The organism is Flammeovirgaceae bacterium SG7u.111 (assembly GCA_034044135.1).
In the GTDB taxonomy this organism is placed as follows: domain Bacteria; phylum Bacteroidota; class Bacteroidia; order Cytophagales; family Flammeovirgaceae.
On the sequence record CP139021.1, the window covers coordinates 4,272,021 to 4,289,160 of the forward strand.

Consider the following 17,140-nt stretch of genomic DNA (forward strand, 5'->3'; position numbering starts at 1 on the left):
CTTCATGCTAGCCATTGTTGTGCTCTGTATTTTTATCTTTTGTTAATTCAGTTATAGAGATTACTAATTTCGATGAATCCATTTTCGATTTCTCTGTATCATCCCATCCGTTCTCTTGAAACATTTGTCTAATAATAAATGGATGGTAAATTTTCGTCACTCGCCAATTCTCAATCAAGTCACTTTTCATAATGATAGTTATGAATCGTTTTGATTTACGATGTCTTCCTATCACCTTTATTTTTTCATACCCATCACCCCAAAGAGGTGGAAAACAATGAACTCTAGTTCCAGGGGAGAAATGTTTACTACCTCTTATAATTTCCTTTTTCAGTCCGTATTCGAGTTTGTTGACAATATTTCCAATTACACACCAAATAAATTCAACATCTTCTAGATCTTTTTTCTTTTTTATAATTCCTAATTCGATCTGTAGTTCATGAACCCGTTCATTATAATTGTCTTCATCAATCCATTCTTGATATGATCTTCCATCTGAAAACTCAAACAAAGGAGATAGCTTTTTCTTTTGTCCAGTAATTTTATAATACAATCCTTGCAGTTGAATTTTCATCAGCATATTGAGCACAACGTTTTGTGTATGGTACGTATCCCGGAGGGTATGCACTATACAACTTGTTGTGGTGTCGTTTTTATTTTATTTCTTTAATTTTTCCATTAGTATAAAGTTCTTGGAGAATTGGTTTCAATTCCTGCCAATCTATTTCTTTACTCATTTCTTTGTAATCATCAGTACTGTCCAAAAACTCCTTCAAAAACCAAGCGTCAATTTTTCCGAACTCTGGAGGATTCGTCAAGATTACTTCAATGTTTTGTTGTGTTTTTCTTTTATGAAATCCACATTCTCCACCATGAAAAGAGTAATTTACTCTTTCAGAAAGTTTACCACTCCTAGGAACCTTTGTATTTCCTTTCCAAATTAATTCCTCATATTCCTTTTGAACAGCTATGTCGTAACCAAATTTCTTTCCCAATCTGTTCATTAGTTCCATCCCTTCAGAGCGATATTCGATAATAGCTCTGGTTAATATGTCTAATGTGATTTTCTTATTCATATAACTTACCGGCATAAAGTAAAAGAGCAAAATTCCTCCAATTAGGTTCTTCCTTTATTTGTTCGCTGTCTTGTCCATATGCTTCTATAGATTCCAAAAAAGAGGAAATTGTTCCATTCTCCCATCCATTGGCTCCAGAAGAATATGGAGAAGAAGGGTTTGTTTTTTCCTTTTCATCTTCATCAATTTTATCGTCTTTAAGAGCTTTTACAAATTGGAGAAATGTATCTTTTGAGTTTACTTTTTCTAATAATTCATGTAAATCCATTTTAGATATTCTCTTCAGTTTTTCCTAATGCACCACAACCTCTCTCCTAAATGTAATACAAAAAAAATCAAGTATTATAAAAAAATTTAAGAAAAACAAGGCTTCATTGAACAGGAGGACATTATTAAAAACTTTATTCTCTATCTTCCCATTCTCTTTACTTAAAATACAAAAAACTGGTTTGTTGACCAAAAACAACCGTAAGGTTAACCGTTTATTTTACGTTTGCTAAACGTTTAATTATACGGTTATCCAATTGACTGGAGATATATTAATAACCCAAGGATTTCAAGACTTATCAGTGGATTTGAAGACTTATTGCCCCACCTTCAGGGCATTGGCTTTTTGGAAACCCCACCACCTACGCAAAAATCATCGAAACCTCTTAGCCATTTGCCTATCAACCAGCCACATAAACAGCCAGTAAACTGCAAGTAATATTGGATAATAAACGATCACCATAAACGTGTACCCGTGATAATTCCCAGCATCCGGTCCGATAGCATCATCTATGATTCCAAACGAGAATATATAGGCTACCAAAGCAGCAAAGGGAATTGCCAAACAACCAATTATCATTACCCATGAAAACCGCTTTTCTGAATTAGTTTTCCGAAACAGCCACATAGCAAGAAAGTGAAACAACATGAGAATAACTGCAAAGATAGCTGCCAAGCCAGTGGGGGAAATAGCCAGTAACATACTTGCCTTTGCATTCATTTCGGGTATGTGCGAAATGATCAATACTTCTGTAGGCAATGCTGAAAAAGTCCAAACGGCAGTTGAAGCCAAGTCCCCTTTGGTTGGCTGACCAATGTTCGCCACAAAATTTCTATTTGTACCGGAAGCATCGAGCGTGATTTCCAGCTCCCCAAATGACTTCCAATATTTTGCAGGAGACAAGGCATACCGAAAACTGTATTCCTTCACCCACCAGCTACGGTCTACCCATTGTTCTGCTACATATTCTACCTTTATAAGATGGTTTCCTTCGGCAAGGTCCGTTTCAAAAAACTTTAGGTCGTCAATGGATACATAAAACCCACCTGAAGGAAAATTCTCAATATGCACCTGCTTTGTATCACTCCAACCTTTGGTTTCAAAAAAATAGCCAAAATCGGAAAAAGGTGTCCCTTCAAGCTCCGTATAGGCTTCGGGAACTGTGCTCAAATTGATCTCAACGCCATCTACCCACACTTTAAAACTTTCCTTGAATTCGGAAGCATAGAAAAGCAGAGGAATTTGTTCCCCCGACCTGCCAGCATTTATATGATACTCTATGGTAAACTTTGCTGTTCGAAAGTCTCTATCAGGAGTGATATGGATTTTTTCTCGGAGGATATCTACATACTTACTTATGAAAGGCGTAGCAGCCCATGTGCCTTCTTGGATTGGGGAAGCCATGTTTGCCCAGCATGGCAAGGAAAGCAATATAGTTAGTATAGTTAGGAGTATTTTCAAGTCTTTTCCGTTTGTGAAGCAAAAAATATTTCACAAACGAAGATAGCTGAAAAACTGAGAAAAATAGAGTATTCAATAGTTTCCAATTTGATGTAATCTAATTAAATAAGCTACTACGATGGACTTGATTGCCTCGAAGAAACAAAACAAACGGGGAAGTTCATCTTACTCATGCCTAAGGCTGTTCACAGGGTTTGCCAAAGAAGCTTTCAAAGACTGGTAGCCAATGGTGAAGAAGGCAATGAATAGGACAAGCGCAGCCGTTAGCCCAAAAAGCCACCACTGGATGTCTATCCGATAGGCAAAACCCTCCAACCAATTTTGCATCACTGCCCACGAAATAGGGGTGGCGATAAAGAAGCCTATGGTAATCAAACCTAAAAAGTCTTTAGTAATCATTACCACGATGGTAAAAGGAGACGCCCCTAAAATTTTTCTTATCCCTATCTCTTTGGTGCGCTGTTCGGCAGTGAATGAAACAAGTCCAAACAAGCCCAGGCAGGAGATCAGGATAGCAAAAACAGCAAAGTAAAATGAGAGCGTAGCTACCCTTTTTTCATTGGCATATTGCCTTTGATAATCATCATCCAAAAATTGAAAGTCGAAGACAAAGCCAGGGTTGAACGCCTTATAAAAAGCCTCTATTTTGTCCAAGGTTTCACTCGTTTTCCCACCTGCTAATCTCACCATTACTTTTTCGGTATACTGAGGACTCAAAATAAAGAACATTGGGTTCACACCCGAATGAAGCGATTCGAAATGAAAGTCTTTTACCACGCCTACTATCTCACAATCGAACCTAGAGAGTCCAATTTTTTTCCCAATAGGATCTTCCATCCCCATGGCTTTGATACCTGCTTCATTGAAAATAACTGTTAGGCTATCGGCATATGCATCAGAGAAAAATCGCCCTTCTACCAGCTCTAGGTCAAGTAATTCCATCAGGCCAAAGTCAGCGGGGCGAAAAGCAAATGGAATACGTATATCAGGATCTTTCCCCTCCCAAGAGATATTCGAAGTATTGCCACCGCCCACCATACTTTGCGCTGCAGTGGAAGCTCCCACCACTCCCGGAATTCTTTTTAGTTCGGTAAGAAATGCTTCCCGGCTTTGCTTAATCTCTCCCTCTATTTCAAAATAGACTACATTTTCCTTGTTATAGCCAATATTTTTAGTCCTCACAAAATCGACCTGTTTGTAGATCACAAAAACCCCCACCAGAAATATGAACGACATGGCAAACTGAAAAACGACTAGCCCTTTACGGATCAATAGTTCACTTAAAGCAGTTTGGATCTTTCCTTTAAGAACAGAAATGGGCTTAAACCCTGAGAGGTAAAATGCTGGGTAACTCCCAGCCAATATTCCTGCAAAAAGGGCAATCATGAAAAAAGCAAGGAACATTTTCTTATCACCAAACAGAAGCAACTGTTTGCCCATAATGAAATTGAACTGAGGAAGCAACAAATACACAAATAAGAGAGCCAAACAAAGAGAAATCATGGAGATTAAAATGGATTCTGTGAGGTATTGGAAAACCAAGGAGTATCTCCCCGCTCCTACTGCTTTTTTCACCCCTACTTCTTTTGCTCTACGCGAAGCCCTCGCTGTAGAAAGGTTCATGAAATTGATACAGGCAATCGCCAAAATGAAAAGTGCCACCACAGAAAAAATCCGAACGTATTCTATTCTTCCACCCACCTGCTTGCCATCCACATATTTTCCGTGCAGATAGTTATCTGCATAACTAGTTAGCAATAAGGCTCGATGAGTATCTTCACATTTAGTCGAGATCAAGCCCTTTGTTTTTTGGACAAATGTTTCTTTATCTGCCCCTTCCTTGAGCACTACAAATGTGAAAGGACCAGAGTTTTTCCAGCTATCTGAGTAAGGGTTCTGATCCATCAGTAGCTCAAACGACAACACAAAATCGAATTTGGCCGAAGAGTTTGAAGGTACGTTTTCAAAAATACCAGAAATCGTGAATTCATTTTCTTGCTGAAATAGCAACGTTTTACCAACTACATTTTTGGTGGTATTGAAAAGTGCATACGCCAGTTTTTCTGAAATCACGATGGAATGCTTATTGGCAAGCACCTGATCCGCATTGCCATACACCAAGCGGTAGGAAAATATATTGAAATAATCTTTACTTGCATAAACTCCTGAAGCTTTGGTATAGTCCTCACCTACAGCTAATGTGAGCTTGCCAAACCAATCAGCTGGAGCTACCACAGCTGAATACTCCACCTCGGGCATTTCCTCTTTAAGTGCTTGCGCCAACGGCCAGGGAGTAGACTTTGTAGAACGAACACTACCCGAATGCCCTTGGACTTCCAAAAATTGATAGAGCCTTTCACTTTTCTCATGAAAGCCATCCATTTTCAATTCATCGTTCACCCACATATAAATCAGAATCACCCCAGCCAACCCGCTTGATAAACCAACTAGATTAATCAAGAACATGGTTTTATGACGCATTATATTTCTAAACGAAATGAGGATATTGTGTCGGAACATGGTAGAAAAGTTACTGTTAAATGAATAGATTTTTTTAAGGGCAAAAGGTCGGAAGTACTGAAGCACCTGCCGCCAATAATCAATCTTGGCTTTCGAGGTAGAAGCACTTTTAAGTTTGCTATAAAACCGCTCTTCCAAGTCGCCCAGCACCTCCTCTGCAAGGTCAGCTCGAAGAAACCAGAGTAGGAACTTGGTGGCGAGTTTGGGTGGTATGTTCTGCCTATTTTCCATTTGCTTTCTTACTCGGTTCTAAGGTTTTTCACTGGATTAGCCATTGCAGCTTTAATAGATTGGTAACCAATTGTAAAATAAGCTACCAAGAAAACCACAAAGCCAACCATAGCAAACATCCACCATTCAACTTCAATTCTAAAAGCAAAATTTTCCAACCAGCTATTCATCGCAAGCCATGCTATGGGAATAGAAATTGCAAATGAAATAACTATCAATTGCAAGAAATTTCTAGCAAGCAATGAAAATATTTTCAGAGTAGATGCTCCTAATACTTTCCGAATACCAATTTCTTTTGTTCGCTGTGTTGCTGAAAAAGCTGCAAGCCCAAACAAGCCTAAAGAAGCGATAACCAACGCCAATACAGTGAAAAAACCAAAGATTTCCCCCAGCCTTAAATCACTCTTATAAAGTTGATCGAACTTATCGTCAAGGAAAGCATATTCGAATGGGTAATCACTTAATGGCTTGATTGTACTTTCAATAAAAGCAATAGTTTCTGGCAAATGATCTGGGCTCACCTTTGCTGATAAAACCCCACGCCATTTAGATTTAAAATGTTTAAAAAACAAGGGATGAATGGCATCATGCAAGGAGTGCATATGAAAATCCTCTACCACACCAATAATTACATCAGGATCATTACCTTCTCGAACAAACTCTTTACCTACAGCTTCTTCGGGAGTCCACCCCATTTGACTTACGGCTGTTTCATTCAGTATTGTTCCTACATCAAGATCACTGGTATTTTCTAAGTTGAAATTTCTCCCTGCAAGCAATTTTATATCAAATAGTTTTAAATAATCAACTCCGATTTGAGCAAAATATATAAACAAGGGATCATCAGTTTGTTTTCCTTCCCATTCATCAATATACCTGCTTGACCCTATATCTATTGGAAGCTCCCCAGATTGAGCTACTGAAATTATATTTGGGTTTTTAATCCACTCATTTTTAACTGCACCTAACTTCTCGCTTAGGTTGATATCCTTAATTGGTATTGTTATAATATGATCTTTGTTGTAGCCTAGCTCTTTTGTTTGCACATACTCCATTTGTTGATAGATTACAAAAGTTGAGATAATCAGGCAAATAGAAACTGAGTACTGAACAACTACCAAAAAACGCTGAAACCCCGAGCCTTTTCGGCTATCAACCTTGCCTTTCAACACTTTCAAAGGCTGGATTCCTGACATGTAAAAGGCGGGATAACTTCCTGAAAAAACACCTACTACCAATAAGAGTAATAAAAGCCCTGGTAGCATCAACGAATTTTCAAGCATACCTAAAGAAAGTGGGCGCTCAATTAAATAGCTGAATATAGGAAGTAAGAGCTGGATCAATACTAAGCTTAGTACAAATGCTATTAGTGTAATCAGTACTGCTTCGCCTAAAAACTGGGAAATAACCTGCCTTCGGAATGCTCCTACTACTTTTCGCAGTCCTACTTCCCTTGCCCTATTAATTGAGCGAGCTATAGCCAAGTTCATGTAATTGATACAGGCCAGGACAAGTATCAAAAAAGCAATAGTCGAATAAAAATAGATATAGTTCTTATCTCCCTTCACGCCCACATCAAAATTGATATTATTCTGCAAATGAAGATCTAGTAATGAGTTTACAAAATACTCATTATTAGAACCTTCTATCTCATATTTTCTTGGAATAGCAGCCTCCCTCATTTTGTCTTCCAATTGCTGAGGATCAGCTCCTTCATTTAAAGCAAAAAAAGTAATATAAGAATTGTTATTCCATAGGTTTTCATCCAAAGCTTTTACATACCCTTCTCGGGTGTTCATGCTAACGATGTACTGAAATTTTAATGAAGATTTTTCTGGAAGATCAGGAATCAACCCGGTAACTGTGCATTCTAAATTATCTCCAAAAAAATCGAGGGTAATTGTTTTTCCCAAAGGATCTTCAAAGTCAAATAATTTTGATGCCAGCGATTCGGTAATGACCATGCTATTAGGAGCTGCCAATGCTTTTTTAGGATTGCCCAGCAACATAGGATAATCAAACACTTCAAAATAGTTATTATCTGCCCAAAGCCCCATTTCCCAAAAATTATCACCGCCATTCTTCAGTAAATAACTATGGTTAGAAACGCTCGTTGCTTTTTTCACTTCGGGAAACTCTTGCTCTAATAAGGCGGGCAGAGGCGCTGGAGTAACGGCAAACAAGTCTGAATTTTTAAAATTATTTCCTTTTTGCCGCATGGAAATCCGATAAATATTTTCAGCATTCCCATAAAAACGGTCGTATGTAAGCTCATGCTCTACATAAAGTACAATCAGAATAAAACTTGCCAGCCCAATTGCCAAACCGCCAATATTTATGAAAGAGTAAAGCTTCTGCTTCAATAAATTTCTCCAGCTTATTTTAAAGTAGCTTCTAAACAACCCAAAATGGTTCATGTTCGATGTATTTAAATGTTTGAGGGCAAAGGGCCTGAAATAATTAAAAACCTGCAGCCAAAAGTCCCACTTAGCTTTCTTAAGTGAACCCTTGTTGAGCTTATCATAAAACCGCTCTTCCAAGTCGCCAAGAACTTCTTCGGCAAGGTCGTCTCGTAAGAACCAGAGCAGGAACTTGGTTGCAAGTTTGGGTGGGATATTTTGTTTTTCTTTCATAGCATCAAGAAAATTGCCCTCCAAGATCGAACCCAAATGACGGAAATTGTTTCCAGAGCGAGACCCTCAAATCGCGAGAACTTTCGAGCGCTCGCCTGCCGTAAGCCGTTATCGTATAAATCCGCTTTCTCCGCCCACCTCTTTCAGCAGTTGCCTTCCCCATTTCAGAAGTCAAAAAGCCCTTGTCTTCCAAGCGGCTTAACGTAGAATGCACTGCACCTATCGAAACCGACTTTTTTGTCTGCTCTTCAAATTCAGACGCAATCTTAAAAGCGTAAGCCTCTTCTTCTCCCAATATCCCAACCAAGAGCAAGATCACTTCTTCAAACTCGCCTAATCGTGTTTCCTTCATTATGTTTCTATTTTGTAGAACTAATATAAAAGAAGTTATTTATAAGTTCTACAATTATGAAAGAAATATGGTCGAATTTTCTATAAACGGTTTTTTAAAAGTTTTTAGCGGCACTGACATTTGGATTGAGGGGCGGTATTCATACAGAGGCAATAGAGATCGGTAAGCACCTCTATCGTTTATTTCCATATATTTCATTTTATCTACTCGTATCCTTCCATATTTTTAAGTACATCACTCAAAAATAGAATTGCATCCAAGTTGCATTGCCAACTCCTACTTATTACTTCTCTTCTTGCAAATCTAACCAGTGCTGGGCATCTTTAATAAGCTCTCCAAAGGCTTCCACATTGAGGTTCTCAGGTTTTTTAACTCGAACGCAGCTCTTTCCACAAGATACTTTCCCCAGCGAACTGGCATAAATTTCCAATAGGCCCTTGCCATCTTTCTGCCCAGCTATGTAGAGGTTAGTGCTTCCTTTCTGAGGGGCAAGACTGATGAGTGGCCAAGACTCTGTAGATGATTTGGTTTGCCATGGCATTTCCCCATAGCCAATCATAGTAATACTGGCGCCAATAAAAAGTCGGCGACTTAGATTAGGGGCATGCTCTTGGACAAGGGCATCCAAAAAGAGCATATTCTGTTTTTGATCTCCAGACTTTTCTATCAATTCTTCTATGGTAGTGGCTTCAACTTTCATGGCTTTTCTTTTTTTCTTTGGCAGGAGGAACTGGGTCGTAGCCATGTCCGCCCCAAGGGTGACAACTTCCAATGCGTTTGATCGCTAGCCACGAACCTTTAATAGGCCCATGAACTTGCAATGCCTCGATAGCATAGTGCGAACAAGTGGGCACATATCTACAACTCGATGGAAACATCGGGGAAATAAAGAGTTGGTACACCCTCACCAGCAAGACCAAAGGATAGGAAAGTATCTTTTTCAAATTGAATTTATCTAAATATTGACTTTTACTTAGCCGAGTAAAAGTACCATTTTGCCTACTGACATAAAAACAATAGCAGTCACCCGTAAGAATAAAACAACAAAAAGAACTGATAAAATAGTTTTGCCAAACCAGTAAAAAACCAAAGCAACTGATGTTCAACAACTTCTAATTTTTCTCCAAAATTTGTTTCACTTTTTTACACTAAAAAGTTTGTATTGACAATTTCTTCGCTACATTTGCAATCCCAAATCGAAGCAATTCGAGAGGGCTCTTAGCTCAGTTGGTTCAGAGCACCTGCCTTACAAGCAGGGGGTCACTGGTTCGAATCCAGTAGGGCCCACAAAAATGAAGGGATTCACAGTTATGTGAGTTCCTTTTTTTATATCCAAAACTTTCATGCTCTTAGCCCAATTGATTCAAGGCATCCCGACATCTATAGTATCGCTTATTTAGACTAATCTCTAACCTGTTTATTTTCTAGTCTTATTTTTTTATTGTTCGAATTGTTAAGTAGAATAATCTATAAGAAAGCCTATTTTAACGCTCTCGCTTTTATGGTTCAATAGCTCAGGATATTCCCTGTTTAGCTTCATATGGTGCGTATTAGAAATAATAGGGATAAAATAGTGCAACCATAGGATAAGATTCAAGAATATTTATCCACTTCAGCCAGTTACTTTTGAATATTGATAAAAGCTTTTATTTGAAGATGTTTCTATATAGCCATTAGGTAAGAAATTTTAAGATATAATTTTTGTTATTATTTGTCTTGTAACAAAGATATAATTGAATAGGCGTTTAGTGTATTAACTGGATAAAATTATGGCTGACAATCAACTGGTCAGGCATATACTAACTTAGTATTTCGCTTAATTAACAATGGAGGCTGCTGTATTTAGGGTTATTCTCCTTTGGGGAAATCTTCAAATATAGTCGCCAAATGTTTTTCAACTCTATTTGGGCTGTGATCAGACCCATATTACCCATATTAATTGACAATATCGTTTTATAGCAATTGGCAAGGCCTACCTGAATAGGCTTCTTTGAAGTTGACCAATGGGAACGTTATCGGAAATGTAAATGCTTTTCCTCAATTCTTTCGAAAAGGATTGGGGAAGGGGTTGGAGTCTATTGCCTTATTATTAAACAATGTGTGAGCGTGATTAATACTCTTATTTTCAATAATAAAATTCATTCTAAATCTCTTATTTTAAACTAGTAATTATGATTATGAAAACGACCAATAATGTAATGGCGAACCTTTTGAAAAGGAAGATGCCAAGATTACTATTGACAGTTTTGCTTTCTTTGGTCATTGTAACATCAGGCTGGGCGCAGAGCACTGTGTCGGGCAAAGTAACAAGTGCAGAAGACAGTGAAGGAATACCTGGGGTAAGTATCTTGATAAAAGGTACTTCAACAGGTGTGGTTACCGATATAAACGGCGGGTTTTCTATAAAGGTGGAACCAACAGATGTATTGGTCTTTTCCTATGTCGGCTTTGTCACACAAGAAGTAACCGTTGGCAATCAATCTAATATTGAAGTAGCATTAGTCTCAGATGTTCAGTCACTTGAAGAAGTGGTAGTGATTGGTTATACCACCAGAAAGAAAGGGGAAGTCACTGGCTCGGTGAGCACGGTAGGTGAAGAGGTAATTGGAAACACTCCGAACAGAGATTTGCAAAAATCTATGGCAGGTAGAGTGCCAGGTCTTATAGTAGTTGATAGGGGTGGTTACCCTGGCGAGTCTGGCAACTCAGACTTATTGATACGTGGTCAATCTACCCTAAACAACAACTCTCCTCTTATTTTGATCGATGGTTTGGTTGCTGCTTCATTTTCCCACCTAGCCCCACAGGATATTGAATCGTTGACTGTATTAAAAGATGGTGCAGCGGCTATTTACGGAGCTCGTGCGGCAAATGGTGTGATCTTGATCACTACAAAACGTGGTAAGCAGGGCAAGGCTAGGATAAGCCTTTCTTCTTTCTACAATATATCTGGGTTTGCAAAAACTCCAAAGTTGATGAACTCGGCTCAATTTGCCACTTATGAAAACGAGATTTCTGAGAGAAACGGAACTCCGCTCCGCTTCACTCCAGACGAAATAGAAAAGTATGCTGCAGGCAATGACCCCTTGAATTACCCTAGCACGGATTGGGCAGACCTCACGTTCAGGGATTACGCTCCTGAGTCTAGAACTTCTCTCTCTATTTCAGGTGGAAGCGAAAAGGTAAGCTACTTTGTAAGTGGTGATTACCTAAACCAAGGGGGCATGTACGAATCTGGAGCCTTAGGTTTTGAACAATATCAAGTTCGCTCAAATTTAGATATGCGACTTCATAAGAATTTTAGTTTAGGAGTCGATTTGACAGGAAGGTTTGGCGAAAGAGAAAGACCGGGCGTGGACGAAGGGTATATCTACAAACACATCTACACCAATGAGCCTACGGAAGTTGGGGTGTACCCTAATGGCTTGGTAGCTTGGGGTGGTGAGAATGGTTCTAACCCTTACATTATGTCCAGCAACGAATCTGGTTTTGTAAAGATAAATGACAATGATTTGCGGGGCAAATTCTCTTACGATTGGGATTTGAACACAGTCACTGAAGGCCTTAGCCTAAGGGGGTATGCTGGTATCAGAAAAATGAGCAATAACCAAAAGGCTTGGTACACACCATGGACAGTATATACTTATGACGAAGGTACTGACGAGTATATTCCTTCTACAGGCTATTCTCAAAGTGGTAATGAGCGTATTTTAAGAGAAACTTTCTGGAAATTTGATGAGCTTTTATTGAACACTACTGTTAATTATGACAGAACATTTAATGATCATACGGTAAGAGGTCTAGTTGGTATAGAGCAGTTTAGCTCTCAAGAAGAAACATTTTGGGCTCAAAGAAGAGGATTTCCTACCAAGGATCATCCTTATTTGTTTGCAGGAAGTGATGAGGGGCAGCAATCTTATGGAACAGCTCAAGAATGGGGGAGGCTCAACTATTTCGGGTCATTGTCTTATGACTTTAAGAAGAAATATTTCATTGACTTAACCTTGCGCCACGACGGTTCTAGCAACTTTGGAAAGGGAAATCAATATGGTACTTTCCCAGGCGTAGCAGCTTCTTGGTCGATAGGCAACGAAGCATTTATGGAAGGGATCACTTGGCTTGACGCTTTGAAAATAAGATCTTCTTGGGCTTTGATGGGCAACGACCGTATCCCAGGCTTCCAATTTCTTACCCGATATGAGTACGGTGGAGAAACAGATGTAGCCCAGCCAAACTACTACATATTCGGCACCCCTGGCTCAAGGTACAATGGTTATACGCCTGACAATGTTCCAAACCCAAATATCACTTGGGAAAAAGCTGACATGAAAAACATTGGGGTGAGCTTCTTGATGTTCAACAACAGGCTTTACGGCGACATCAACTATTTCTACCAGAAACGTACCGATATCTTGATCACTAGAAATGCTTCTATTCCAGATGCCGCTGGCTTGACCTTGCCACAAGAAAACCTAGGGAAAGTAGATAATTTTGGATGGGAACTTGAGCTAACGTGGAATGATAAGATCGGCGCTGTTGATTACAATGTAGGTTTCAATTTCACAAATGCCCAAAACAAAATAGTGTATATGGATGAAGCAGCCGATGTTCCTGAGTGGAGAAAACAAGAGGGCCACCCAATGGGCTCGTATATCATTTATCCTACCAATGGTATTTTCCGAGACCAAGCTCAAGTAGATGCAACTGAGGTTAAGAAAGACGGAACAGTAGAAGGAGAACCTATTTATATAGATACAAATGAAGACGGCGAAATAAATGCCGACGACAGAATAAGGTCTTATACTTCAAATATTCCCCAAATCCAATATGGGTTCCATGGTGGAGCAAGTTACAAGGGATTCGATTTTAGTTTCCTTCTCCAAGGGCAAGCCAAAGCGGATATGTTGGTATTCTTCGATCAGGGAGGAACTAAGCCAGAATATGTATTCAACGAAAGGTGGACGCCTGACAACCGTGAGGCTAGGTATCCGAGGGCTTTTGCTACAGGTGACCCTTATAGTGGAACACAAAACACTGCCGACAACTTTCAAGGTGCTGATTTGTGGATGCACGATGCATCTTTTATCAGACTTAAAGAGGTGCAATTGGCTTACACATTCCCCAGAGAAAAAATCAAATTCGCCGATTTGAAAATCTTTGCAAGAGGGTTCAACCTCTTGACGATGGCCTCAGAAGTATCTGACCTAGGGCTTGATCCTGAAATTGGTAATTACAACAACTTCAGAGATGCGAGATATCCATCACTAAGAACATATTCCTTCGGATTTAGCCTTGGATTTTAATTAACTGGATTTAATAAAAGGTTGGGGCAACCCAGAGTTTCATTTAATTCATGTAAAAAAATATTGAGATGAAAAATATCAAATATATACTTGTCGTGTTTGTACTTCTGGCATCATCTAGCTGCCAAGATGTATTAGATACAGAAGCAAAAGACGCATTTGGAGAAGACCTGATCTATAGCGATCCAGCTCAGGTAGAACGCTTGGTTTTCACAGTGTACAACAGTACTGAGAGCTGGTCATTGAACCGCTTTCAGTGGTGGTCAAGACGGTTCAATATTGAAGGGGCTTCTTTCGAGGCCAAGTTCAATTTTAGAGATTTAGATCTTTATAGAGTAAGAGGTGGTTGGACAGCGGGCAACGCAGGGGTTTTCACTCAGAAATGGAGCAACTACTGGGATTATGTGCGATTGGCCAACGAGTTCCTCGATAGGATTGATGATAGTAAAGCAATGGCTATCGATACTGAAAAAGTGACTATACTTAAAGCTGAGATGAAGTTTTTGAGAGCAAACCTTTACGCCAAACTTATTAAGTTTTATGGTGGTGTTCCTATCATGGAAAATGCATTGGGCTTGGACGATGACTTCAACTTGGTGAGAAACAGCTACGAAGAATGCGTGGATTTTATAGTAAAAGAATTGGATGAAGCTGCTGCTGTTCTTCCTACATCACGCCCAAATGTAGAGTTTGGCAGAGCTACCAAATTGGCTGCTATGGCAGTAAAGTCACGCACTTTGTTGTATGCCGCCAGCAAACTGCACGACCCATCTGTTACAAACAACCCACTTTATGTCTACACAAAAACGAGTAAATGGCAAGATGCATCCGATGCAGCTAAAGCGATTATCGACATGGTTAATGCTCGTGACCTTATTCAGGTAGCCGATGCTAAAGCTTACCAAGAACTATTCTTGTCGCCTAACGATGATATCTTGTTTGCAAGACCATACAGTGCTGCATACTTTGAATTTGGAACAGATGCCAACTCATTGTGGGACCAAACACAATCGCCAAATGGATATGGTGGATGGGCATTGTCATCGCCTACGCACAATTTCGCCATGCAGTTCAATATGGCAGATGGCACAACTACTGAAGGCTCTACTTATGACCCTGAAAACCCAAATGACAACAGGGAAATGAGGTATTATGCAGACCTCTTGTTCAACGGGGCTCAATTTAGAGGCCGTGATGTCCAGTATTTCCTCTCTGAAGATGTAAGTGCCTACCCTCACGGAATGGATTCTCCTCAAGGATTAGGCAACACGCTCCATTCTTCAAAAACAGGGTATAACATCCGAAAATTCCAAGACGAAAGCGTAGCTCCTTCTGGCGGTATATCTGCCGAGCGCCCATACATATTGTACCGATTGGCTGAAGTGTACTTAAACTATGCCGAAGCCCAATACCACCTAGGAGAAGAAGCTGCTGCCCGTGAATATGTAAGCAAAGTTTCAACAAGAGCATTACAACCAGCAATCACGGCAAGTGGCACTGAGCTGTTGGAAGCTATCAAAAGAGAAAGAAGGGTAGAGCTTTGCTTTGAAGGGCATAACTTTTTTGATGAAAGAAGATGGATGATTGAAGACCATTTAGGTTTTGATGTGAATGGTCTTTTATGGACAAAAGCAGCTAACGGAACCGTTTCCCACGAAATGTACAAAGTGGTTACAAGACCTTGGGACGACAAATATTACTATTTGCCAATACCAATTGCTGAGGTAGAAAGAGCTCCATCTATGTTGCAGAACGAAGGATATTAATACTAAACCAAGGGATTACTAAACAATTAATCTTTTGGTTAGGTAGGGTGTATATTGGGAAGGGCAAAAGCCTGACTCCCTATTATGAAGAAAGCCGCTAGCAATAGCGGCTTTTTTAGGTTGGAAGGCTAAGTTTAATCAGAAACCTATAAGGTTTTTAAAAACTTATAGGGCTATTTCGTAAACTATTATATCAAATATTGGAATAAATCAGGTTTTTCGTTTAAGTATTCAGCTACAAAACCATTTTCTTTCATCCGTTCTCTCAGGCCTTCAAGGTCTTCTTGCTTTTGCAATTCAATACCTATCAATGCCGGACCTCTTTCACGGCTAGTTTTTTTACGGTACTCAAAGAGTGTAATATCATCATTTGCCCCCAAAACTTTGTCTACAAAATCCCTCAATGCTCCTGCCCTTTGCGGAAAACGCACCATGAAGTAATGCTTCAAGCCTTTGAATAACAAGGAACGCTCTTTTATTTCCTCCGTCCGTGTAATATCGTTGTTGCTTCCACTCAGAATACATACCACATTTTTCCCTTTTATCTCCTCTTTGAAGTAATCGAGCACAGCAATGCTCAATGCTCCTGCAGGTTCTACAACAATTGCATCGAGGTTGTATAACTCTAAAATATTGGTGCAAATATGACCTTCAGGCACAAGTGTTATTTCAATGCCATAATGCTTACATAGCTCAAAAGGCAACTGCCCAACCTGTTTGACAGCAGCCCCGTCAACAAACTTATCAATGCTATCTAAAGTAATCACTTTTCCCGCTTCCAGCGATTTTTTCATAGCAGGGGCTCCAGCAGGTTCAATTCCGATTATTTTAGTTTCTGGATGGATTTGCTTAAAGTAACTTGTAACCCCAGAGATCAGTCCACCACCACCAATGGGAACAAATAGATAGTCAATTTTTTTATCAAATTGCTGCTCTATTTCAAAGGCTACCGTTGCCTGCCCTTCAATAATTTTCTCATCATCAAAAGGGTGGATAAAGGGTAAGCTAGCTGTATTGCTATACTCCCTAGCTGCATTGTAGCAATCATCGTAGGTGTCACCTATCAATATGATTTTTACATTGTCTTTGCCAAAGTTCTGAACCTGTCTGATTTTTTGTTTGGGTGTAGTTTGTGGCATATAGATCGACCCATGAACACCCAAAACCCTACACGAATACGCTACGCCTTGGGCATGGTTCCCAGCACTGGCACAGACTACTCCTTTTGACAACTCTTCTGCACTCAGGCTTTTCATTTTATGATAGGCCCCTCTAATCTTATACGACCTCACAATTTGCAGATCCTCTCTTTTTAGGAGAATATTGGCTGCATACTCTTCCGACAGACGTAAATTCTGTTGTAAAGGCGTATAGCTTAGTATATCCTTTAAGATCGAGTTTGCATTAATTATATCAGGAACACTTGGTATATATGTCATTTTAGGTACTTTGGATTTTGCTTGATACAAGCGTAAAAATTGTTTTAGAGTTTATTGGTAAGGAGTCTCATTTTACTAACTGTTTCTAGCT

Annotated in this window: 12 protein-coding genes and 1 tRNA gene; 3 read left to right on the forward strand and 10 right to left on the reverse strand. The window is 39.5% G+C overall.

Translation table 11 applies throughout. The features are described 5' to 3' along the window. Positions 1 to 7: 7 nt before the first annotated feature. From R9C00_16715 to yidD, 9 genes are all read right to left on the reverse strand, one after another. Complete coding sequence (locus tag R9C00_16715) at positions 8 to 580, reverse strand: hypothetical protein (GenBank protein WPO33346.1); 573 nt, start codon at positions 578 to 580, stop codon at positions 8 to 10. 73 nt (positions 581 to 653) lie between these two features. Next, positions 654 to 1,076 (reverse strand): hypothetical protein, encoded by a 423-nt coding sequence (locus R9C00_16720; protein ID WPO33347.1) that lies wholly within the window; start codon positions 1,074 to 1,076, stop codon positions 654 to 656. Then, positions 1,069 to 1,344 carry a hypothetical protein gene (locus tag R9C00_16725; GenBank protein WPO33348.1) on the reverse strand — a complete coding sequence of 92 codons (276 nt, stop codon included), beginning with the start codon at positions 1,342 to 1,344 and terminating at the stop codon, positions 1,069 to 1,071. The genes R9C00_16720 and R9C00_16725 overlap by 8 nt, the downstream gene beginning before the upstream one ends. A gap of 372 nt (positions 1,345 to 1,716) precedes the next feature. Further along, positions 1,717 to 2,805 carry a hypothetical protein gene (locus tag R9C00_16730; protein WPO33349.1) on the reverse strand — a complete coding sequence of 363 codons (1,089 nt, stop codon included), beginning with the start codon at positions 2,803 to 2,805 and terminating at the stop codon, positions 1,717 to 1,719. 165 nt (positions 2,806 to 2,970) lie between these two features. Next, positions 2,971 to 5,556: an ABC transporter permease gene (locus R9C00_16735; GenBank protein ID WPO33350.1), complete on the reverse strand. Its 2,586-nt coding sequence runs from the start codon at positions 5,554 to 5,556 to the stop codon at positions 2,971 to 2,973. Positions 5,557 to 5,564: 8 nt separating this feature from the next. After that, on the reverse strand, positions 5,565 to 8,189 hold the full coding sequence (locus R9C00_16740; GenBank protein WPO33351.1) for an ABC transporter permease: 2,625 nt from the start codon (positions 8,187 to 8,189) through the stop codon (positions 5,565 to 5,567). A gap of 4 nt (positions 8,190 to 8,193) precedes the next feature. Further along, complete coding sequence (locus R9C00_16745; GenBank protein ID WPO33352.1) at positions 8,194 to 8,541, reverse strand: helix-turn-helix transcriptional regulator; 348 nt, start codon at positions 8,539 to 8,541, stop codon at positions 8,194 to 8,196. Between the two features lie 283 nt (positions 8,542 to 8,824). After that, positions 8,825 to 9,241, reverse strand: a complete 417-nt coding sequence (locus R9C00_16750) for a DUF1801 domain-containing protein (protein ID WPO33353.1) — start codon at positions 9,239 to 9,241, stop codon at positions 8,825 to 8,827. After that, positions 9,231 to 9,476 (reverse strand): membrane protein insertion efficiency factor YidD, encoded by a 246-nt coding sequence (yidD, locus tag R9C00_16755; GenBank protein WPO38775.1) that lies wholly within the window; start codon positions 9,474 to 9,476, stop codon positions 9,231 to 9,233. Before yidD ends, R9C00_16750 begins: the two co-directional genes overlap by 11 nt. Positions 9,477 to 9,753: 277 nt before the next feature. On the opposite strand from yidD, the gene R9C00_16760 reads away from it, so the two are divergent. From R9C00_16760 to R9C00_16770, 3 genes are all read left to right on the forward strand, one after another. Further along, positions 9,754 to 9,828, forward strand: a tRNA-Val gene (locus R9C00_16760). Positions 9,829 to 10,718: 890 nt separating this feature from the next. Continuing rightward, positions 10,719 to 13,844 carry a TonB-dependent receptor gene (locus R9C00_16765; protein ID WPO33354.1) on the forward strand — a complete coding sequence of 1,042 codons (3,126 nt, stop codon included), beginning with the start codon at positions 10,719 to 10,721 and terminating at the stop codon, positions 13,842 to 13,844. Positions 13,845 to 13,912: 68 nt separating this feature from the next. Then, positions 13,913 to 15,610, forward strand: coding sequence for a RagB/SusD family nutrient uptake outer membrane protein (locus tag R9C00_16770; protein ID WPO33355.1), 1,698 nt, complete (start codon positions 13,913 to 13,915; stop codon positions 15,608 to 15,610). Between the two features lie 188 nt (positions 15,611 to 15,798). Here the strand turns inward: R9C00_16770 and ilvA are convergent, their stop codons facing one another. Then, on the reverse strand, positions 15,799 to 17,049 hold the full coding sequence (ilvA, locus tag R9C00_16775; GenBank protein ID WPO33356.1) for a threonine ammonia-lyase: 1,251 nt from the start codon (positions 17,047 to 17,049) through the stop codon (positions 15,799 to 15,801). Positions 17,050 to 17,140: the final 91 nt, after the last annotated feature.